This is a genomic window from Kineococcus sp. G2 (assembly GCF_037154035.1).
Lineage (GTDB): Bacteria > Actinomycetota > Actinomycetes > Actinomycetales > Kineococcaceae > Kineococcus.
The window spans coordinates 1-19,606 of the sequence record NZ_JBBBEM010000129.1; the positions used below are offsets into that span (position 1 = coordinate 1).

Annotated in this window: 18 protein-coding genes; 11 read left to right on the forward strand and 7 right to left on the reverse strand. The window is 77.9% G+C overall.

Features of this window, described 5'->3' with window-relative positions; all coding sequences use genetic code 11:
• Positions 1-261: 261 nt before the first annotated feature.
• The 7 genes from V9U69_RS17585 (at position 262) to V9U69_RS17615 (ending at position 6,436) form a co-directional block, all read left to right on the forward strand.
• Complete coding sequence (locus V9U69_RS17585) at positions 262-663, forward strand: DUF3499 domain-containing protein (protein WP_337063152.1); 402 nt, start codon at positions 262-264, stop codon at positions 661-663.
• 107 nt (positions 664-770) lie between these two features.
• Positions 771-1,046 (forward strand): hypothetical protein, encoded by a 276-nt coding sequence (locus V9U69_RS17590; protein ID WP_337063153.1) that lies wholly within the window; start codon positions 771-773, stop codon positions 1,044-1,046.
• Between the two features lie 98 nt (positions 1,047-1,144).
• Positions 1,145-2,605: a phosphomannomutase/phosphoglucomutase gene (locus tag V9U69_RS17595; protein WP_337063154.1), complete on the forward strand. Its 1,461-nt coding sequence runs from the start codon at positions 1,145-1,147 to the stop codon at positions 2,603-2,605.
• The gene (locus V9U69_RS17600) at positions 2,602-2,832 is read left to right on the forward strand and encodes a Trm112 family protein (RefSeq protein ID WP_337063155.1); all 231 of its coding nucleotides are present in this window, start codon (positions 2,602-2,604) and stop codon (positions 2,830-2,832) included. The genes V9U69_RS17595 and V9U69_RS17600 overlap by 4 nt, the downstream gene beginning before the upstream one ends.
• Positions 2,829-3,986 (forward strand): SIS domain-containing protein, encoded by a 1,158-nt coding sequence (locus V9U69_RS17605; RefSeq protein WP_337063156.1) that lies wholly within the window; start codon positions 2,829-2,831, stop codon positions 3,984-3,986. Before V9U69_RS17600 ends, V9U69_RS17605 begins: the two co-directional genes overlap by 4 nt.
• Positions 3,987-4,134: 148 nt before the next feature.
• On the forward strand, positions 4,135-5,598 hold the full coding sequence (gene ahcY, locus V9U69_RS17610) for an adenosylhomocysteinase (protein ID WP_337063157.1): 1,464 nt from the start codon (positions 4,135-4,137) through the stop codon (positions 5,596-5,598).
• Between the two features lie 121 nt (positions 5,599-5,719).
• Positions 5,720-6,436, forward strand: a complete 717-nt coding sequence (locus V9U69_RS17615; RefSeq protein ID WP_337063158.1) for a GAF and ANTAR domain-containing protein — start codon at positions 5,720-5,722, stop codon at positions 6,434-6,436.
• A gap of 328 nt (positions 6,437-6,764) precedes the next feature.
• Here V9U69_RS17615 and V9U69_RS17620 read toward each other — a convergent pair whose 3' ends face one another.
• Complete coding sequence (locus V9U69_RS17620; RefSeq protein WP_337063159.1) at positions 6,765-7,634, reverse strand: RDD family protein; 870 nt, start codon at positions 7,632-7,634, stop codon at positions 6,765-6,767.
• 71 nt (positions 7,635-7,705) lie between these two features.
• Between V9U69_RS17620 and V9U69_RS17625 the strand changes: the two genes are divergently transcribed.
• Positions 7,706-8,704: a stage II sporulation protein M gene (locus tag V9U69_RS17625; protein ID WP_337063160.1), complete on the forward strand. Its 999-nt coding sequence runs from the start codon at positions 7,706-7,708 to the stop codon at positions 8,702-8,704.
• 12 nt (positions 8,705-8,716) lie between these two features.
• Here the strand turns inward: V9U69_RS17625 and V9U69_RS17630 are convergent, their stop codons facing one another.
• The 6 genes from V9U69_RS17630 to V9U69_RS17655 form a co-directional block, all read right to left on the reverse strand.
• Positions 8,717-10,120, reverse strand: a complete 1,404-nt coding sequence (locus V9U69_RS17630) for an ATP-binding protein (RefSeq protein WP_337063161.1) — start codon at positions 10,118-10,120, stop codon at positions 8,717-8,719.
• Positions 10,121-10,192: 72 nt separating this feature from the next.
• Positions 10,193-11,500 carry a DUF58 domain-containing protein gene (locus V9U69_RS17635; RefSeq protein WP_337063162.1) on the reverse strand — a complete coding sequence of 436 codons (1,308 nt, stop codon included), beginning with the start codon at positions 11,498-11,500 and terminating at the stop codon, positions 10,193-10,195.
• A gap of 103 nt (positions 11,501-11,603) precedes the next feature.
• Positions 11,604-12,554, reverse strand: coding sequence for an AAA family ATPase (locus V9U69_RS17640; RefSeq protein ID WP_442907812.1), 951 nt, complete (start codon positions 12,552-12,554; stop codon positions 11,604-11,606).
• 250 nt (positions 12,555-12,804) lie between these two features.
• Positions 12,805-13,995, reverse strand: coding sequence for a DUF4350 domain-containing protein (locus V9U69_RS17645; protein WP_337063164.1), 1,191 nt, complete (start codon positions 13,993-13,995; stop codon positions 12,805-12,807).
• Positions 13,992-14,639: a DUF4129 domain-containing protein gene (locus V9U69_RS17650; protein ID WP_337063165.1), complete on the reverse strand. Its 648-nt coding sequence runs from the start codon at positions 14,637-14,639 to the stop codon at positions 13,992-13,994. The genes V9U69_RS17645 and V9U69_RS17650 overlap by 4 nt, the downstream gene beginning before the upstream one ends.
• A complete protein-coding gene (locus tag V9U69_RS17655) occupies positions 14,636-15,769 on the reverse strand; it encodes a glycerophosphoryl diester phosphodiesterase membrane domain-containing protein (RefSeq protein ID WP_337063166.1) in 1,134 nt (377 codons plus the stop codon). The genes V9U69_RS17650 and V9U69_RS17655 overlap by 4 nt, the downstream gene beginning before the upstream one ends.
• A 151-nt stretch (positions 15,770-15,920) precedes the next feature.
• Between V9U69_RS17655 and mtrA the strand changes: the two genes are divergently transcribed.
• The 3 genes from mtrA to V9U69_RS17670 all read left to right on the forward strand — a co-directional run.
• A complete protein-coding gene (mtrA, locus tag V9U69_RS17660) occupies positions 15,921-16,598 on the forward strand; it encodes an MtrAB system response regulator MtrA (protein ID WP_337063167.1) in 678 nt (225 codons plus the stop codon).
• Positions 16,595-18,340 (forward strand): MtrAB system histidine kinase MtrB, encoded by a 1,746-nt coding sequence (gene mtrB / locus V9U69_RS17665; RefSeq protein WP_337063168.1) that lies wholly within the window; start codon positions 16,595-16,597, stop codon positions 18,338-18,340. Before mtrA ends, mtrB begins: the two co-directional genes overlap by 4 nt.
• Positions 18,337-19,606, forward strand: a 1,270-nt coding sequence (locus V9U69_RS17670; RefSeq protein WP_337063169.1) for a GerMN domain-containing protein, incomplete at its 3' end; no start/stop codon positions are given. The genes mtrB and V9U69_RS17670, both read left to right, overlap by 4 nt.

Genomic DNA, 19,606 nt, shown 5'->3' on the forward strand with positions numbered 1-19,606 from the left:
CCGCGGCCGTGGCGGTCGCGGCGGACGCGGCGGCGCCTGCGGTGCGGCCGGGGGGTGGTCATCGGCGCAACGTACCAAGCGCGCCGCCCGCTCGCGCCGCGTCCCGGCACGCGTCCCGCGCCCGTCCCGCCGGGGCTCGGCGCGGGGCTGCGCGCGGGGTCCGGCGCGCGGGGCCGGCGCAGGTCGCGGGGCGGTCACGACACGGCGCCCGCCGCGCCGCCCTGCCGCCGGGGCCGCCCGATCGGCGGTAGCGTGCGGCGCGTGAACGCTCCCCGCACGAGTTCCGCCGGAGGCGGTGGCGGTCGTCACGGTGCAGCGGTGCGGCGGTGCTCGCGGACGGCGTGCGGCCGGACCGCGGTCGCGACCCTGACGTACGTCTACTCCGACTCCACGGCCGTCCTCGGCCCCCTGGCCGCCTACGCCGAGCCGCACTGCTACGACCTCTGCGCCGAGCACGCTGAGCGGCTGACCGCGCCCCGCGGCTGGGAGGTCGTGCGCCTGGCTCCCGAGCTGGTCGAGGCCGCCGCCCGGCACGACGACCTCCTGGCGGTGGCCGACGCGGTGCGCGACGGCGCCGACGGCCCGCGCGCCGCGGTGGACCCCGACGCCCCGGCAGTGCGCCGCGGCCACCTGCGCGTGCTGCGCGAGGACCACCGGCGCTGAGGCCGGGGACCGGCGGGCGCCCACCCGGACGCCGGGCTCAAGTCCCGGACGGGAGCTGCCGATGCAGGGGGCGTCGCCCCGCACCGAGCTCCCCGGAGGTCCTCCCCGTGCCCGTCGCCGGTCCGAACACCCCCCGCGCCCCCCGCCGCTCCCGCGCCGCCCGCCCCACCCCGCCGCTGGGCTCGCTGACCCAGGCCGCCCACCGCGAGAGCGCCGTCTGCGGCTCCTGCGGCAGCGAGCGCGTCACCCGGCTGTCCATGGCGCTCACCGACGGCACCGAGGTGCAGTTCGTCTCGTGCCACGTGTGCGAGGAGCGCAGCTGGCTCTCGCCCGGCGGCCCGCTGAGCGTGGCCTCCGTCCTGGACCGCACCCGCAAGCAGTGACCGACGGCCGGGGTCCGGCCGTCGCCGGCCGTCCCGCGCCGGGCGGGAGCTGTGCACAACCCCCGCCCGGGGTGCGGCCGCGCTTGTAGGCTCCCGGCGTGACCGTCTCCCTGTCGTCCGTCGTCAAGGCCTACGACGTCCGGGGGGTCGTCCCCGACCAGCTCGACGCCGGCGCCGTGCGCGCCCTGGGCGCCGCCTTCGCCGAGGTCGTGGTGCTGCCCGAGGCGGGCGCCGGCGCCGCCGCGCGCGCCGTCGTGGGCCACGACATGCGCCCGTCCTCGCCGGAGCTGTCGGCCGCGTTCGCCGACGGGCTCGCCTCCCGCGGGGTGGACGTGGTCCTGATCGGCCTGTGCTCCACCGACGGGCTGTACTTCGCCAGCGGATCCCTGGACGTGCCCGGGGCGATGTTCACCGCCAGCCACAACCCCGCGCAGTACAACGGCATCAAGCTGTGCCGCGCCGGTGCCCGCCCCGTCGGCCAGGAGACCGGCCTGGCCGCCGTGCGCGACCTCGCCCAGTCGTGGCTGGACGCCGGGGCGGTGCCCGCGGGCGCGCCGCGGGCGGGTGCGGTCACCGAGCAGGACCTGCTCGCCGAGTACGCCGCCCACCTGCGCTCCCTGGTGGACCTGTCCGGCGCCCGCCCGCTGAAGGTCGTCGTCGACGCCGGCAACGGCATGGCCGGGCACACCGTGCCCGCCGTCCTCGGCGCCGCGGCCGGGTTGCCGGCGCTGCCCGTGGACGTCCAGCCGCTCTACTTCGAGCTGGACGGCACCTTCCCCAACCACGAGGCGAACCCGCTGGAACCGGCGAACCTGCGCGACCTGCGGGCCGCGGTCCCGCGCGCCGGCGCCGACCTCGGCCTCGCCTTCGACGGCGACGCCGACCGCTGCTTCGTCGTCGACGAGAACGGCGACCCGGTCAGCCCCAGCGCCGTGACGGCGCTGGTCGCCCGCCGCGAGATCGCCAAGGAGCGCGCCGCCGGCCGCGAGGCCCGGGTCATCCACAACCTCATCACCTCGCGCGCGGTGCCGGAGATCGTCGCCGAGGACGGCGGCGTGCCGGTGCGCACCCGCGTGGGCCACTCCTTCATCAAGCAGCGCATGGCCGAGGAGGGCGCCGTCTTCGGCGGCGAGCACTCCGCGCACTACTACTTCCGCGAGTTCTGGTCCGCCGACACCGGCATGCTCGCCGCGATGCACGTGCTGGCCGCCCTCGCGGAGGGCGAGCAGCCCCTGTCGCGGCTGGCCGCCGAGTACGAGCGCTACGTCGCCAGCGGCGAGATCAACTCCACCGTCGAGGACGCCGCCGCGGTCACCGGGAGGGTCCTGGCGGCCGAGCAGGACCTGGCGGCCGCCGAGGGCCGCGAGCTGGAGGTGGACCGCCTCGACGGGCTGACCGTCACCTGGCCGGGCGACGAGCAGCGGCCGATGTGGTGGTTCAACCTGCGCGCCTCCAACACCGAGCCGCTGCTGCGGCTGAACGCCGAGGGGGCGGACGACGCCACGATGACCGCCGTGCGCGACCGCGTCCTGGCCGTGGTGCGCGGGGGTGCGCGGTGAGCGCCGCGAGCGACGGCCCGCGGCTGGAGCCGTGGGTGCTGGAGCTGCTGCGCTGCCCGCTGACCGGTGAGCCGCTGGAGGTCGTCGAGGTGGACGGCGAGCAGTTCCTCGCCACCGCCGCCGGGATCCGCTACCCCGTCGACGGCGGCGTGCCGGTGCTGCTGGCCGACGAGGCGCTCGACGTGCCCGCCGGCGTGCGTGAGCCGGCGGGGGAGGAGGGGGCGTGAGCGCGCTGGACGAGACCCTGCTCGCCGACGGCGACGCCCTCACCGCGGCCGACCCCTCCGGCGTGCTGCGCTCCCTGGCGGGCGCCGGGGCGCAGGTGCGCGAGTCCGTGGAGCTGTGCGCCCGGGCGGGCGTGGGCCGCCTCGCCGGGGAGGGCCGGCCCCGCGCCGTCGTGGTGGCCGCCCTCGGCGGCGCGTCGGTCGTCACCGACGTCCTGACCGCCCTGGCCGGCCGCGGCTGCCCCGTGCCCCTGGTGGCCCGCCGCGGCGGCCCGCTGCCCAGCTGGGTGGGCCCGCTGGACCTCGTGGTGGCCGTGTCGATGTCCGGGCGCGCCCCCGGCCCGCTGGCCCTGGCGGCCGAGGCGGCCCGCCGCGGCGCGCGGGTGGTCACCGTGGGCGCGGACGGCTCGCCGCTGGCCGAGGTCGGTGCCCGCGGCGGCAACGTGCACGTGCCGCCCGCGCGGGGCGTGCGCGCCGTCGAGCCGGGCACCCGCTCCTCGCGCGTGTCGCTGTGGTCGCTGCTGACGCCGGTGCTGCTGGCCGCCGACGCCGTCGACGTGGTGCGCACGCCCGCCGGTGTGCTCTCCGCCGTCGCCGAGCGGCTGGACGCGGAGGCGGAGACGTGCCGGCCGTGGTCGGAGAGCTTCGTCAACCCCGCCAAGGCGCTCGCGCTGGAGCTGTCGGGGGTCGTGCCCGTCGTCCTGGCCGACGGCGACCTCACGGCCGCCGCCGCCCGCCGCGCCGCCTCGATGCTCTCGCGCACCGCGCGGGTGCCGGCGGTGGCCGGGGCGCTGCCCGACGACGCCAGCGAGGTCGTCGCCGCCTTCGGCGGCCCGTTCGCCGCGCAGCCCGACGACGTCTTCGCCGACCCGTTCCTCGACGGGCCCGTCGGCCCGCGCCTGCAGCTGACCCTGCTGCGCGACGCGCCGGCGGCCGTGCCGGACGCCGAGCGGGTCGTCGCCGACGCCGTCGCCACCACCGCGGCCGACGCCGGGGTGCGGGTCAGCGAGGTCGTCGCCGACCCGGGCGAGCCCCTGGTGCGCCTCGCGCAGCTGATCGCCCGCACCGACTTCGCCGCCGCCTACCTGGCGCTGGCCTCCGGCACGGACCCGGCCGCCTCCCCCCAGGTGGCGGACCTGCGCGAACGCCTGGGGTGAGGCGCGGGGCGAGGCGGCGCGCCTCGTCGCGAGGGGTGTCGGGACCCGCGCGTACCCTGGGAGGGATCCGGCGTCCGGTGATGCCGAGTGGCCCAGAGGGGCCGCGCCGGGAGCCCGCCACACCGATCCCCCGGAGGGGAAGCCCCGCATGACGTTCGAGTTCGAGGTCCGCGACCTCTCCCTCGCCGAGGCCGGCCGCCACGAGCTGCGCCTGGCCGAGCACGAGATGCCGGGCCTGATGGCCCTGCGCGCCGAGTTCGCCGAGTCGCAGCCCCTGGCCGGTGCCCGCATCGCCGGCTCCCTGCACATGACCGTGCAGACCGCCGTGCTCATCGAGACCCTCGTGGCGCTGGGCGCGCAGGTCCGCTGGGCCAGCTGCAACATCTTCTCCACCCAGGACCAGGCCGCCGCCGCGGTCGTCGTGGGCGACGGCACCCCCGAGGCGCCGGCCGGCTCGCCCGTGTTCGCCTGGAAGGGTGAGACGCTCGAGGAGTACTGGCGCCTGGCCGAGCGCATCTTCGACTGGGGCACCGACGCCGACGGCCACCGCGTCGGCCCCAACATGATCCTCGACGACGGCGGCGACGCCACGACGCTCGTCCTGGAGGGCAAGCGCTTCGAGGCCGCCGGCGCGGTGCCCGAGCCCACCGAGGAGGACTCCGAGGAGTACCGCGTCGTCCTGGAGCTGCTGCGGAAGTCCCTCGCCGAGGACCCGCAGCGCTGGACCCGCGTGGCCGAGGGCATCCGGGGCGTCAGCGAGGAGACGACCACCGGCGTGCACCGCCTGGCGGAGTACCACCGCAGCGGCGTGCTGCCGTTCCCGGCGATCAACGTCAACGACGCGGTGACGAAGTCGAAGTTCGACAACAAGTACGGCACCCGCCACTCCCTGATCGACGGCATCAACCGCGCCACCGACGTCCTCATCGGCGGCAAGGTCGCGGTGGTGTGCGGGTACGGCGACGTCGGCAAGGGCTGCGCCGAGTCGCTGTGCGGCCAGGGCGCCCGGGTGATCGTCACCGAGATCGACCCCATCAACGCGCTGCAGGCCGCGATGGACGGCTACCAGGTCGCCCGCCTGGACGACGTGGTCGAGACCGCCGACATCGTCGTCACCGCCACCGGCAACCGCGACGTCGTCATGGCGGGCGACATCGTCCGCATGAAGCACCAGGCGATCCTGGGCAACATCGGCCACTTCGACAACGAGATCGACATGGCCGGCCTGGCCCGCGTCCCGGGCGTGGAGAAGGTCGAGATCAAGCCGCAGGTGCACGAGTGGCGCATCCCCGCCGCCGAGGGCCGCCCGGCGCACAGCGTCATCGTGCTGTCCGAGGGGCGCCTGCTGAACCTGGGCAACGCCACCGGCCACCCCAGCTTCGTCATGTCGAACTCCTTCACCAACCAGGTGCTCGCGCAGATCGAGCTGTTCACGAAGCGCGAGACCTACCCGGTGGGCGTGCACGTGCTGCCCAAGCTGCTCGACGAGAAGGTCGCCCGCCTGCACCTGGACGCCCTCGGCGTGCGGCTGACGGAGCTGACGAAGACGCAGGCCGACTACATCGGCGTCGACGTCGCGGGTCCGTACAAGACGGACGAGTACCGCTACTGACCGCTCGCCCCACGCACGACGGACGCCCGGCCACCCCACCGCGGGGAGGCCGGGCGTCCGTCGCGCACCCGGCGCCGGGCGGGGTGGTTGGATGGCGGCACACCGAGCACGAGGAGACGTCATGAGCAGCGCGGCCCCCGGCCTGGCGGCCCTGCACGAGGCCCTGGCGGGGATCCTGCTGGCCGGCAGGGAGCTCGACGCCGTCCTCACCGACGTGGTCGCCACCGCTCGCCGGGCCCTGCCGGGCGCCGAGGCCGTCTCCATCACCCTGCTGCGCGGCGAGAGGGCCTTCACCGCCGCCCACGACGGCAAGATGGCCCTGGACGCCGACGAGATGCAGTACGCGCGCGGCTACGGCCCCTGCATGGACGCCGGCCGGGCCGGTCAGGTGTTCGTCGTGGAGGACATGGCCACGGACGAGCGCTGGCCCGACTACTGCCGCCACGCCGCCACGGCGGGCGTGGGCAGCTCGCTGTCGCTGCCGCTGCCGGTCCAGGGCCGCACCCTCGGCGCCCTGAACTGCTACTCCCCGCGCTCCCGGTCCTTCGGCCAGGACGACGTCGCGCTGGGGGAGGAGGTCGCCGCCTGGGTCGCGATCGCGGTCGCCAACGCCGACGCGCACGCCCGCTCCGCCGAGGACGCGGAGAACATGCGCCGCGCGATGACCACGCGCGCCGTCATCGAGCAGGCCAAGGGCGTGCTCGTGGAACGGCACCGGATCACGCCCGAGCAGGCGTTCACGCTGCTGACGCACGCCTCGCAGCGCACCAACGTGAAGCTGAACCGCGTCGCCGAGGAGCTGGTGAACACCGGCGTGCTGCCCGGCGCCGCGCGCTGACCGGCGCCGCGCCTCACCCGTTCCACGTCGCGCCCGCCCGCACCGCGGGACCGAGGGGTGCGCCCCGCCGCCCCCACTCGCCGCGCGCCCCGGCACCCTCGTGCAGGTGTTCAAGAGCGGGCCGGGCTGCGGGTCGGGCTACGGCGGCGGGTACGGGCGCGACGGCTCCGGTGGCGGCGTGGAGCTGTGACGCGGAGCTGTGACGCGGAGCTGTGACGCGGAGCTGTGACGCGGAGCCGTGACGCGGAGCCGTGAGGCGGGCCGTGACGCGGGGCCGTGACGCGGCGGGGCCGCGAGGGGCACCCGTCACGGCTGTGCTGCCGGTGCTTCAGCGTCGGCCGATCGAGCGTTCCAGCTCGGCCGTGCGCCGCGCCCGCCGCTGCAGGCGCTCCAGCTCCCGGTCGCGCCGCTCGACGAGCACGGCGGTGAGGAAGCGCTCCGGGTCGGTGCCCGTCGGCGGTGGCGGCGACACCCGCGTCAGCAGCGCGTCCGCCAGCGAGGCACCCAGCGCCCGGCGGGAGCCGGCGTGCAGGGAGGTGCTGCGCGCCAGGAACTGGCGGGCTGCCAGGGCCGTGCCGTCGGGCAGGCGCCCGATGTCGGCGCTCCGCGCCCAGCCGGCCAGCTCCGGCGGCATCGGCGGCAGCGGCACGTGCCGGGCCGCGGAGCGCTCACGCACCACGTAGGTCCCCGCGAGCAGGTCCCCGACCCGCTTGCCGCGGGCGCTCAGCAGCGCGCAGATGATCGCGGAGCTGCCCGCCAGCGCGTACAGCTCGAAGAAGCCGGTCAGGGCCCGCACCAGGGAGTGCCGGAAGCGCACGGGACCGCCGTCGTCGCGCACCGCCCGCACGCCCGCCACCAGCTTGCCGACCGAGCGACCGCGGGTGGCGGTCTCCACCGCCGTGGGGATGCCGATGAGGCACAGCACCGTCTCGGCGAGCACGATCGCCGCGGTGGCGGCCTCGTCGGTGCTGGACAGCAGGGCCTGCGAGGTGTACAGCAGCGCCCCCAGCACCAGCAGGTGCAGGAGGGCGTCGATCACGGCGCCCAGCAGCCGCGACGCGAACGAGGCCGCCCGCAGCCCCAGGACGACCGCCTCACCGGTGACGACGTCGCCGACGGGGTCGGCCAGCCGCACCGCCGGCGCGGTCGGCACGGGGCCCGCGGGTGGTGCGGGCCGCGCCAGGTCGTCGGGTGCCACGCGGGCACCGTACCGGCCGGACCGCCCGCCGGGACGCCCCCGCGCCCCGGCCCGCTCACTACTGTGGCGGTGTGGACGTCGACGCCTTCCGGACCGTGCACGAGCAGGAGTGGGCGCGGCTGCGCGAGCTGGTGCGCCGCCGCCGCCTGACCGGTCAGGAGGCCGACGAGCTGGTGCGCCTCTACCAGCGCACCGCCACCCACCTGTCGGTGCTGCGCTCGGCGCAGTCCGAGCCGGTCCTGCTGGACCAGCTGTCCACGCTGCTGTCGCGGGCCCGCTCCCGGCTGACCGGGTCCCGCTACACCGCGTGGCGGCAACTGGGCCACTTCACCACCCGAGGGTTGCCCGCCGCGCTGTGGCGGGTGCGCTGGTGGAGCGCGGCGGCCGCCGCCTACACCGTGGTCCTGGCCACGGCCGCGGGCGCCTGGATCACCGGCAACCCCCGCGCTCAGGCCAGCCTGTTCGGCTCGCGCGAGGACATCCGCCGGCTCGTCGAGGAGGACTTCGCCGGCTACTACTCCGAGTACGCCAACGCCTCCTTCGCCGGGCGGGTGTGGACGAACAACGCCATGGTCGCGGCCACCTGCGTGGTGCTGGGCATCACCGGCGTGTTCGTGCTCTTCGCGCTCACCCAGAACGCCCTCAACGTCGGCCTGCAGGGCGGCCTGCTCATCGACAACGGGCGCGGGGAGGTGTTCTTCGGTCTCATCGCCCCGCACGGCATCCTGGAGCTGACGGCCGTGTTCGTCGCCGCCGGCGCCGGGATGAAGCTGTTCTGGACGTGGGTGGCGCCCGGCCCGCGCAGCCGCGCCCACGCCCTGGCCGTCGAGGGCCGCGCGATGGTCGGGCTGGCGCTGGGCCTGGTGGTGGTGCTGTTCGTCTCCGGCCTCATCGAGGGGTTCGTGACGCCGTCGCCGCTGCCCACCGCCGCCCGCATCGGCATCGGCGTCCTCGCCGAGGTGGTCTTCCTGCTGTACGTGGTGCTGCTGGGGCGGCCCGCCGCCGCGGCCGGGGAGACCGGGGACCTCCAGGCGCGCTTCGCCGGCGACGCCGCCCCCGTGCGCGGCTGAGGCGCCGCCGCGCTACCCCAGCTCCCCGTCGTCGTCGGTGCCCTCACCGGTGCCCAGCAGGCTGCGGGTCAGGCGCTCACCGTCGGAGAGCAGCTCGTCCAGCGCCGAGCGCAGGTCCGCGTCACCGACCTCGTGACCGGCGGTCGCCGCCAGCAGCACCGCGCGGCGCAGCAGCTCCCGCGCGAAGGACGCGGTGACCCCGCCCGTGCGGGCGGCGGCCTCGTCCAGCGCGGCCGCCGACAGCGGCAGCCCCCGCGCGTACAGGCGGAACAGCGCCCGGCGCGCCGCCTCGTCCGGCAGGGGGACCTCCACGGCCAGGTCCACCCGCCCCGGGCGCTGCGCCAGCGCCCGCTCCAGCAGGTCGGGCCGGTTGGTGGTCAGCACGAACGCCACGTCGGCGTCACCGCCGAGGCCGTCCATCGCGTCGAGCAGCTCGAACAGCAGCGGCCGCTCCCCGGGGTGCGAACCGCGGTCCTCGGCGACGAGGTCGACGTCCTCCAGCACGACGATCGCCGGCTGCATCGCCCGCGCCAGGTGCGCGGCCACCGTCACCCGCGCCAGCGCCACCCCGGACAGCAGCACCACCGTGGTGCCGGGGGTGCTGCTCACCAGGTGCCGCACCGTGTGCGTCTTGCCGGTGCCGGGCGGGCCGTACAGCAGCACGCCTCGCTTGAGGTGCTGACCGGCCGCGGTGAGCCGCCCGGAGTTCTCGCCGACGCCCACCACGTGCCGCACGACGCGCTCCAGCGAGCCCGGCGGCAGCACCACCGCGTCCGCGGGCACGTCCGGCCGCGGCAGGAAGGTGATGCCCGCGGAGGAGTGGTGCTCGAACGGCGAGCCGGAGAAGGTGAGGACCTGCCCGCGCAGCACGCTGCGCTCCACCATGAGGCGGCGCACCTCCTCGATGAACGCCGGCACCGCGTCCTCGTCGGCGGCCACCACCTCCATGCCGTGCCCGTACGGGCTGTGCTCCAGCGCCGCGCGCTGCAGCACCGCGAGCGGGACACCGCCGTGGTGCAGCAGCCGCACGCCGAAGCCGACGGCGCGGCGGGTCGAGTCCGGTCCCGTGGGCAGGTTCACCCGGTCCGGGGCGGCGGTGCCGTAGCGCCCGAAGCGGGTCTCCAGCAGGTCCGCGAAGCTCATGTGGGAGCGCTGGTCGCCCCCGGCGACACCCACGACGCGCTCGCCGCCGCCGCGGCGGGCGACCTCCTCCAGCGCCACGTCCAGGTCGGCGAACTGGTGCTCGGGCACCTGCTCGCGGACCACGGGCACGCGCCGGGCGTCGGTGCCCAGGTGAGCGGCGACGACGTCCGCCAGGGCGGGCCCGTCACCGGGGTCCTCGGCGCGCTGGGTGTGCACGACCTCCTCGAGGAAGGTCCGGACGGCGGTGACGAACCGGCGGGTCTCGGTGTCCACCCCGTGATCGTGGTGGTGCGCGCGGCGCCGCGTCCAGGGGGTTCCCGCGGTCCCCGGCAGGCGCCGCCCGCCCTACAGCCGCCCGGCCGCCTTCAGCGCCAGGTAGCGGTCCGCCAGCGCCGGGGCCAGCTCCTCGGGCCGGGCGTGCACCACCTCCACGCCCAGGCGCCGCAGCAGCGCCGCCGTGGCCTCCCGCTCCGCCGCGGCCGTCTCCGCCGCCGCGGCGGTGTACACCTGCTCGGCGTCGCCGCGCTCGCGCGCCAGCAGCGCCAGCGACGGGTCGTCGACGGCGGCCAGGACCACCGTGTGCCGGGCGGCGAGCTGCTCCAGCGCCGTCAGCAGCCCCGAGTCCAGCACGGAGGTGTCCAACGCGGTCAGCAGCACCACCAGGGCCCGCTGCCGGGCCATCGAGCGCACCTGCCCGGTCACCGCGTCCCAGTCCGCCTCCACCAGGGACGGCTCCAGCCCGGCCAGCGCCTCCACCAGCGACGGCAGCAGCGAGGTGCGCGAGGCCCCCCGCACCCGCGCCCGCACCCGGCGGTCGTGGGCGATCAGGTCCACCCGGTCACCGGCGCGCGAGGCCAGCGCCGCCGTCAGCAGCGCCGCCTCGATCGAGGCGTCCAGGCGCACCTCCACGCCGCCGGGACCGCCGCCCAGGCGGGCGGCCGCCGTGCGGGAGGCGTCCAGCACCAGCAGCACCCGCCGGTCCCGCTCCGGCCGCCAGGTGCGCACCACCACCGACTGCCGGCGTGCGGTGGCCCGCCAGTCGATGGAGCGCACGTCGTCGCCGTCCACGTAGTCGCGCAGCGAGTCGAACTCGGTGCCCTGCCCGCGGTGCTGCACGGCGCTGCGCCCGTCCAGCTCGCGCAGCCGCGCCAGGCGCGAGGGCAGGTGCCGCCGGGACGTGAACGGCGGCAGCACCCGCACCCGCCCCGGCACCTCGCGCGAGCGCTGCCGGGCGGCCAGCCCCAGCGGTCCCGTGCAGCGCACCGTGACGCGGTCGGCGAGGCGGTCGCCGCGGCGCGTGGGCACCAGCACCGTGGCGAGCCGGCGCCGCTCCCCGGGCGGCAGGTCGAGGCGGTGCCGCTCCCCGCGCGCGCCCGCCGACGGCTGCCACGCGTCGCGCAGCACCCCGCGCACCCGGCGGCCGCCGGTGTTGGCGACGAGCAGCTCCGCGGTGCGGGGTTCGCCCAGGCGCACCGCGGCCAGCGGTGCGCGCTGCACGCTCAGCGAGCGCGGGGAGGCGGCCAGGGCCGCGTCGAGCCCGATGAGCACCGCGCACACCGCCAGCCACGCCCAGAACACGCCCCAGCCGGGCCGCAGCGCCACCGCCACGAGCCCCACCAGCACCAGCAGCGGCGCTCGCCCCGTCAGCGCCACCGGGCGACCCCCGCGGCGACCCCCGCGGCGACCCCCGCGGCGACCCCCGCGGCGACCCCCGCGGCGACCCCCGCAGCGAGCCCCGCAGCGCTCACCGGACCGCTCACCGGGGCACGGGCACGGTGCTGAGCACCGAGTCCAGCACCGCGTCCACGCTCACCCCGTCCAGCTCCGCCTCCGGGCGCAGCTGCACCCGGTGCCGCAGCGTGGGCCGGGCCAGGTCCTTGACGTCGTCGGGGGAGACGTAGTCGCGCCCCGACAGCCACGCCCACGCCCGCGCCGTGGCCAGCAGCGCCGTCGCGCCGCGCGGGGACACGCCCAGCGCCAGCGACGGCGAGGAGCGCGTCGCCCGGCACACGTCGACGACGTAGCCGAGGACCTCGCGGGAGACCTGCACCGAGCGCACCGCCCGGGTGGCCAGCGCCAGGTGCGCGGGCGTGGCCACGGCCCGGACCCCCGCGCCCGCCAGGTCGCGCGGGTCGAAGCCGGCCGCGTGCCGGGCCAGCACCTCCACCTCGTCCTCCCGGGCCGGCAGCGGCAGCGTCAGCTTCAGCAGGAACCGGTCCAGCTGCGCCTCCGGCAGCGGGTAGGTGCCCTCGTACTCCACCGGGTTCTGGGTGGCGGCCACGATGAACGGCCCCGGCAGCGGGCGCGGCACCCCGTCCACGGACACCTGCCGCTCCTCCATGGCCTCCAGCAGCGACGCCTGCGTCTTCGGCGGGGTGCGGTTGATCTCGTCGGCGAGCAGCAGGTTCGTGAAGACCGGGCCCTCCCGGAAGCTGAACCGGGCGGTCTGCGCGTCGTAGACGAGCGAACCGGTCACGTCGCCGGGCATGAGGTCGGGGGTGAACTGCACCCGCTTGGTGTCCAGCTCCAGCGCCGCCGCCAGGGTGCGCACCAGCAGCGTCTTCGCGACGCCCGGCACGCCCTCCAGCAGCACGTGCCCGCGGCACAGCAGCGCGATCACCAGGCCGGTGACGGCGGGTTCCTGGCCGACGACGGCCTTGGCGACCTCCTGGCGCACCGCCCGCAGCGCCTCGCGCGCCTCCTCCAGGTCGGCGCTCGTCGCCGTGCCGGTCGCCGTTCCCGCCGCGGTTGCCCTCGCGGTGCCGTTCGCGGTGCTCGCGCTCGCGGCGGTGCTGCCGCCCGGGGCGGGACCGGGGCCCGGTCCACCGCCGTCGCCGAGGGGGCCGACGGGCGCGTCGGGCCGTCCTTCCGGGGTCTCGCTCACGTGGTGCCCTTCCGTGCGGGGGTGGGGGAGGTCCGAGGTGGCCGGGCGGTCCGCCCGGGGCCGCGGTCGCGGCTCACGTGCTGCGCGCGCGCACCCGGCGCTCCAGGTCGTCCAGGTCCGCGGCCAGCTGCACGAGCGCGGCGTCGCCGTCGGGGTCGGGGCCGTCGAGCAGCGCCAGCACCCGCTGCGCGGGCAGGCCGGTCAGCCACGCCACCTGGTCGGCGACGTCGGCGGGCGCGGCGGTGCCGTCCAGCCGGACCAGCGCCCGCAGGCGCAGCAGCGCCGCCGAGCGCAGCGCGGCCGCCGCCCGCCCGGTGGCGCGGGCGCCGGCGTACAGCCGGCCGTGCCCCTCCACCGTCTCCGCGGCGCGCACCACCACCGGCAGCGGCTCGGTGACCAGCCGGCCCAGGCGCCGGCCGCGCCACAGCGCGGTCGCCAGCCCCGCCGCGAGCAGCAGCGCGGCGACCGGTCCGGTCCACGGCGGCGCCAGCGACGCCAGCGGCACGACGGGGGTCTCGGTGTCGAGGGGGTCGGGCAGGTACCACACCACCGTGTCCGAGGCGCCCAGCGTGCGCAGCGCGAGGGCGCCGTTCCCCTCCAGCGCGGCCCAGCGGTTGGTGAGCACGTCCGGCTGGCCGAGCAGGACGACCTCGCCGCGCCCGGTCGCCGGGTCCGCGGGCAGCACGACGTGGGAGCCGCCGTAGCAGGTGGTGCCGTCGGTGTCGCCGGTCAGGGCGTAGGTGCGGCCACCCGCGCGCGCGCGCCCGGCCGCGGTGGCCGCAGGCGCGTCGCACCCCGGCGGCAGGGTGCGGGCGGGCGGCGTGCCGGTGGTGCGCAGCCCGGGGGCGACGGCGTCCAGCTCCTCCAGCGCGTCGCCGTCGGGCGCCGCCAGGACCAGGCGCGCCCCGGCGTCGGCCAGCGCCTCCCAGCGCTGCCGCGACACCAGCGCCGGGTCCGCGACGAGCACGGTGGTGCCCGGGCCGCCGGCGCGCACGGCGGCCAGGGTCGCGGCGAAGGTGCGCTCCTGGCGCACCCGCACACCCTCCCGCTGCAGCACCCGCGCGACGGCGCGGGCGCCCTCGGGGGCGGTGGAGTCGGCCGCCAGCGCCTCGCGGGAGGTGCGCGGGCTCAGCAGCGTGAGCAGCAGCACCAGGCCCACCACGAGCGCGACCACCAGCAGCGGGCCGCGCCACCGGCCGCGCCCGGCGGCCGCGGGGCCGGCGTCCGGCGAGCCCGCGCCGGGAGCCTCCAGCAGGGCGCTCACCGCGCGCTCCCGGCCACCGGCGCGAGGGGGCGCGCGGCCGTGACCTCCTGCAGCACGCGCCGCAGGTCGGCGTCGGTGGCGGCCGACGCCGACCGGCCGCCGTAGCGCACGTCGTCGAACGCGCGGGCCGCCCGGGTCAGGCCGGGCGCGCAGCCCGGCAGGGCGGCGGCGGCCTCCACGGCCACCTCGTGCGCGGTCCGCCCGGGGCGCCGGTCCAGCAGGGCCCGTTCCTCCAGCGAGCGCACCAGCGCCCGGAACCGCTCGGCGACCGCCTCGTCCCAGCGCCCCGCGGCCGCCGCCTCGTCCGCGCGGCGCAGGTGCTCGGCGGACGGCTCCGGGCCGGACGCGAAGACCTCCTCGGTGCTCGGCGCGCTCCCGCCGCGGCGCACCGGGCCGGACACCAGCAGCACCACCACCACGACCGCGACGAGCAGCAGCACCACCACGAGCACCGCCGTCCAGCCGGTCCCCAGCCCCGGCACCTCCACGGCGCCGAGCCGCTCGGCCAGCCACTCCCACGCGCGCAGCAGCCACGAGCCGCTCTCCTGGCGGTACTCGCGCCCGGCGAGCTCCTCGGCCAGCAGGCGGCGCGCCTCGTCCCGGCCCGGCAGCACCGGTGCGCCGGTCGCGCCCAGGGCGCTCACCCGCCCGCAGCGGCGCGGTGCAGCTCCACGTCCAGGCCCTCGCGCCGCATCCGCAGGTCCACGTACACCAGGGCCGTCACCGACGCCAGGAACGGGTAGCCGACGACGCTGCCGACGACCGAGCCCAGGGTGGCGACGCCCTGCGACAGCCACAGGCTCCGGTCCGACGTGCCGCTGTCGAGGAAGGCGCCGAGGAACCCGCCCACCAGCGTGAAGGGCACCGAGACGGCCGTCACCACGGCGCCCACGACGACCGCCGTCAGCAGCAGGACGCCCAGCGTGCGCCAGAACGCGCCCCGCGTCAGGCGCCACGAGCGCCCCATCGCGCGCCGCGCGGACAGCCCCTCCAGCAGGAGCGCGGGAGTCGCCATCGACCACTTCACCCACAACCACGCCGCGACGGCCACCCAGCCCAGCAGCCCGGCCAGCAGCAGCACCGCACCGGTGGCCGCACCCGCGGTGCCGTCCACCAGGGCCAGCACGGCCACGCCCGGCACCAGCGCGAGCGCCCCGGCGACGCTGGCGAGGGTCACCAGCACCGACACCAGCACCAGCCCGCCCAGCCGCCGCCGGCTCGAGCGCCACAGCTCCGCCAGCGAGATGGTGCGCCCCAGCACCGCGCGGCTGACGCTGAGGATGAGCATGCCGTTGAGCACCTGCACCGCGACCACCTGCAGCAGCGTGCTCACCGCGAACAGCGGCACGGAGGTCTGCACGGCGTCCAGCACGGCGGCGGCGTCCCCGGCCCCCGTCTCCACCGCGGTGCTCGCGCGCACCAGGTCGCGGGTGACCAGCACCGTCGCCACCAGCGTGACGAGGGAGGTGGCGACGACCACCAGGGCGGACAGGCCCACCATGACCCGCGGGTTCTGCCGGAACGCGCGGAACGCGCCGTCCCAGATCTCACCCAGCCCCAGCGGCCGCAGCGGCACGATGCCCGGCCGCGGCGCCGCGGCGGGCTGCTGCGCCCACCCCTGGCCGGACCACCCCTCGCCGGACCAGCCGGGGCCCGCCGGCGCACCGGCACCACCGTCGACCGGCGGCGGCGCGGCACCCGGGTCGTCCCCGCCCGGTCCGCGGCCCCCGCCGGGAGAGCTCCACCCGCCCTCCGGGCCCTGCCACTGGCTCATCGACCCCGCCCTCGATCGTCTCCCGCCCCATCGTGCCAGAGGCCCCGCGGCGCCGGGGCGGACCCGAGGAGCCGCCGCACCGGGCGGGACCGCGCCGGTCGCCCGGGCGTGGCCGCGCGCCGCCGCGGTCCCCGGCGGGCAGGATGGCCCCATGAGGGGACGCGTGCTGGTGGTCGACGACGACACCGCGCTCGCCGAGATGCTCGGGATCGTGCTGCAGGGCGAGGGCCTGGAGGCGCGCTTCTGCGGTGACGGCGACGCGGCGCTGGAGGCGTTCCGCGCCACCCGCCCGGACCTGGTGCTGCTGGACCTGATGCTGCCGGGCACCGACGGCATGGAGGTGTGCCGGCGCATCCGGGCCGAGTCGGGCGTGCCCATCGTCATGCTCACCGCCAAGGGCGACACGGTCGACGTGGTGCTGGGGCTGGAGGCCGGGGCCGACGACTACGTCGTCAAGCCGTTCAAGCCCAAGGAGCTCGTCGCCCGCGTGCGGGCCCGGCTGCGCTCGGCGGGGGACCGCCCGCCCGAGACGCTGCGCATCGGGGACCTGACGATCGACGTCGCCGGGCACTCGGTGCGCCGCGACGGCCGCTCCCTGCCCCTGACGCCGCTGGAGTTCGAGCTGCTGGTCACCCTGGCCCGCAAGCCGTGGCAGGCGTTCACCCGCGAGGTGCTGCTGGAGCAGGTGTGGGGGTACCGGCACGCCGCCGACACCCGCCTGGTCAACGTCCACGTGCAGCGGCTGCGCTCGAAGATCGAGAAGGACCCGGAGCACCCCGAGATCGTCGTGACCGTCCGCGGGGTGGGGTACCGCGCGGGGCCCCTGTGACCCCGGGCGCCCGGCCGGTGGGCCCGCCCGCCGCGCGGGCCGGGGCGCGCCCCGCCCGGCCCTCGCGGGTGGGGGCGCTGCGGCGCGGCGCCCGGCGCGGGCTGCTGCGGCGCTGGCGCTCCTCGCTGCAGCTGCGCGTGGTGGTCACCACCACCGCGCTGGGCCTGCTGGTGGCGGTCGCCGTGGGCACCTACCTGCTGGACGCCGTCGCGGACGGGCTCGTCGAGGAGCGCCGGCGCGCGGCGCTGGCCGACGCCGCCCGCGCCGCGACCACCGCCCAGGCCCAGTTCGACGCCTCCACGCCGCGCACCGGCGCCGACGTGGAGCAGCTCGCCGGCGACGTCGTCTCGGCGCTGGAGGGTCCCGGGCCCGACCGGCTGCGCGGCGTGCTGCTCCTCGGCGGCGAGGACGCCCCCGGCCGGGGAGCGGAGGACGGCGTCCGCGTGCGCGACCTCGCCTCGGAGGGCCTGACGCCCTCCGACGTGCCCGCGACGCTGCGCCGGGCCGTGACGTCCTCCGACGTGCAGCAGTCGCAGCTGACCGACCTGCCCGGCGGCGGCGGCGCCCCCACCCTGATCGTCGGCTCCACCGTGACCCTGCCGCGCGCCGGGCAGCGCGAGCTGTACTTCGCCTACCCCCTCACCAGCGAGCAGCGCACCATCGACCTGGTGCGCACCACCTTCGCCGGCGGCGGCCTCGCCCTCGTGGTGCTCGTCGGCACCGTGGCGTGGGTGGTCACGCGCCAGGTGGTCCAGCCGGTGCGCCAGGCCGCCGGCACGGCCGAGCGGCTCGCCGGCGGCCACCTGGACGAGCGGATGCGGGTGCGCGGCAGCGACGACCTCGCCCGCCTGGGCAGCGCGTTCAACGCGATGGCGGCCGGGCTGCAGCAGCACATCGGGCGCCTGGAGGAGCTCTCCCGCCTGCAGCAGCGCTTCGTCTCCGACGTCAGCCACGAGCTGCGCACCCCCCTGACGACCATCCGCATGGCCGGGGAGGTGCTCTTCGACGCGCGCGCCGGCTTCGAGCCGGTCGCGGCGCGCTCGGCGGAGCTGCTGATGACCCAGCTGGAGCGCTTCGACACGCTCCTGTCGGACCTGCTGGAGATCAGCCGCTTCGACGCCGGTGCCGCGGCCCTGGAACCGGACCCGCAGGACGTGCGCACCCTGGTGCACCGCGTCGTCGACTTCACCGCGGCGCTCGCCGAGCGCCGCGGCAGCACCGTCCTGGTCTCCGAGCCGGCCTCGCCGTGCACCGCCGAGGTGGACGCCCGGCGCATCGAGCGGGTGCTGCGCAACCTGCTCGGCAACGCCGTCGAGCACGGCGAGTCGCGGCCCATCGAGGTGACGGTCACGTGCGACGAGTCGGCGGTGGCGGTCGGGGTTCGCGACCACGGCGTGGGCCTGGCGCCCGCGCAGCTGCTGCGCGTCTTCGACAGGTTCTGGCGCGCCGACCCCGCCCGGGCGCGCACCACCGGCGGCAGCGGCCTGGGCCTGGCCATCGCGCTGGAGGACACCCGCCTGCACGGTGGCCGGCTGGAGGTGTGGGGACGACCCGGTCACGGCTGCCACTTCGTGCTCACGGTGCCGCGCGCGGCGGGGAGCCCGCTGCGCTCCTCGCCGCTGCCGGTGGTCCCGGTGGGCTGGCGCGAGCCCGTCGCGGCCCTGCCCGCGGGCCGCTCGTGGCCGGGACCGGGCGGCGTCCCGGGGGTGGGTGCGGCCAGCGGCGCGGGGGACGCGCCGTGAGCGCCGGCGGCCCCTCCGCGGGCGCGCCCGGGGGAGCCCGGCCGCCGCGCCGCGCGGTGGTGCTGCTCGCGCTGGCCGCCGCCACGGGCTGCGCGGGCCTGCCCCGCTCGGGGCCGGTCGTCGCCGGTTCCCGGGTCCAGCAGGACCCGCGCCTGGGGGTGCTGCGGATCGTGCCCCGGGGCCCGGTGGACGGGGCGGGCCCGGTGGACGTCGTGCGCGGCTTCCTGCTGGCCGCCGCGGCCGGGCCGGACGGGGAGGCCGTGGCGCGCGAGTTCCTCTCCGCCGGTGCCCGCCGCACCTGGCGGCCGGACGTGTCCACGACCGTGCTGCGGGAGGCCCCGCTGGTGGAGGCCGTCGAGGAGCCGGGCGCGGACGGCACGGCGGCGGTGCGGGTGGCGGCGACGGCGCTGGCGGACGTCGACGCCGGCGGCCGCTACGCGCCGCGCCCGCCGGGGGACGTCCTGGAGCGGACGGTGCGGCTGGTGCTCCGGGACGGCGCCTGGCTCGTGGACGTCCCCGGCGACGGGCTGCTGGTGACGCAGGTGGACGCCTCGCGCTCGCTGCGCCCCTTCCCGGTGCACTTCGCCACCGCGGACGGCGCCCAGCTCGTCGGCGACGTGCGCTGGTTCGCCTACGGCTCCTCCACCGCCACCCGCGTCGTCACGGAGCTCCTGGCGGGTCCCTCGGCGTGGCTGGCGCCGGCGGTGCGCAGCGGCGCCCCGCCGGGGACGCGCCTGCGCACCGGCACGGTCCCCGTCTCCGGCGGCACCGCGGTGGTGGACCTGACCGCCCCGGCGCTGCGCGCCTCCCCCGAGCAGCGCGGGGTGCTGCTGGCGCAGCTGCGCGCCGGCCTGGGCCGCCTGCCCGGTGTGGAGGAGGTGGTGGTGCGCGTGGACGGCGCGGAGCTGTCCCGCGGGGCGGGCCCGTCCCCGGTGCCGGACCCCCCGGTGGGGCCGCCCGCGCGGGACCCGCGGCTGGTCCTGGCCGCGCCGCAGGGCCTGGCGCGGTGGGCGGCGGGTGCGGTGCACCCGGTGCGGGGCCTGGCGGCCGCGGGGTGCGAGCACCCCGCGGCGGCCGCGGACGGTTCCTGCTACGCGTGGCTGGAGGCGGGCGGGGGTGTGCTGCGGGTGCAGCGCAGCACCGCGGTGGGCGGCGCGGCGGTGCGCCTGGACGCCGCCTCGGTCGCCGGTGCGGCGGCCGGTCTGGGGCCGCCGTCGATCGACCGGCACGGCTGGGTGTGGGTGGTGCCGACCGCTCCCGGCGCGT

Bases quoted from the DNA above. Each gene is read 5' to 3' on its own strand.
- ahcY (WP_337063157.1), top strand. From the start codon at position 4,135: ATGACGTTCGAGTTCGAGGTCCGCGACCTCTCCCTCGCCGAGGCCGGC.
- V9U69_RS17615 (WP_337063158.1), top strand. From the start codon at position 5,720: ATGAGCAGCGCGGCCCCCGGCCTGGCGGCCCTGCACGAGGCCCTGGCG.
- V9U69_RS17655 (WP_337063166.1), bottom strand. From the start codon at position 15,769: ATGAGCCAGTGGCAGGGCCCGGAGGGCGGGTGGAGCTCTCCCGGCGGG.
- mtrA (WP_337063167.1), top strand. From the start codon at position 15,921: ATGAGGGGACGCGTGCTGGTGGTCGACGACGACACCGCGCTCGCCGAG.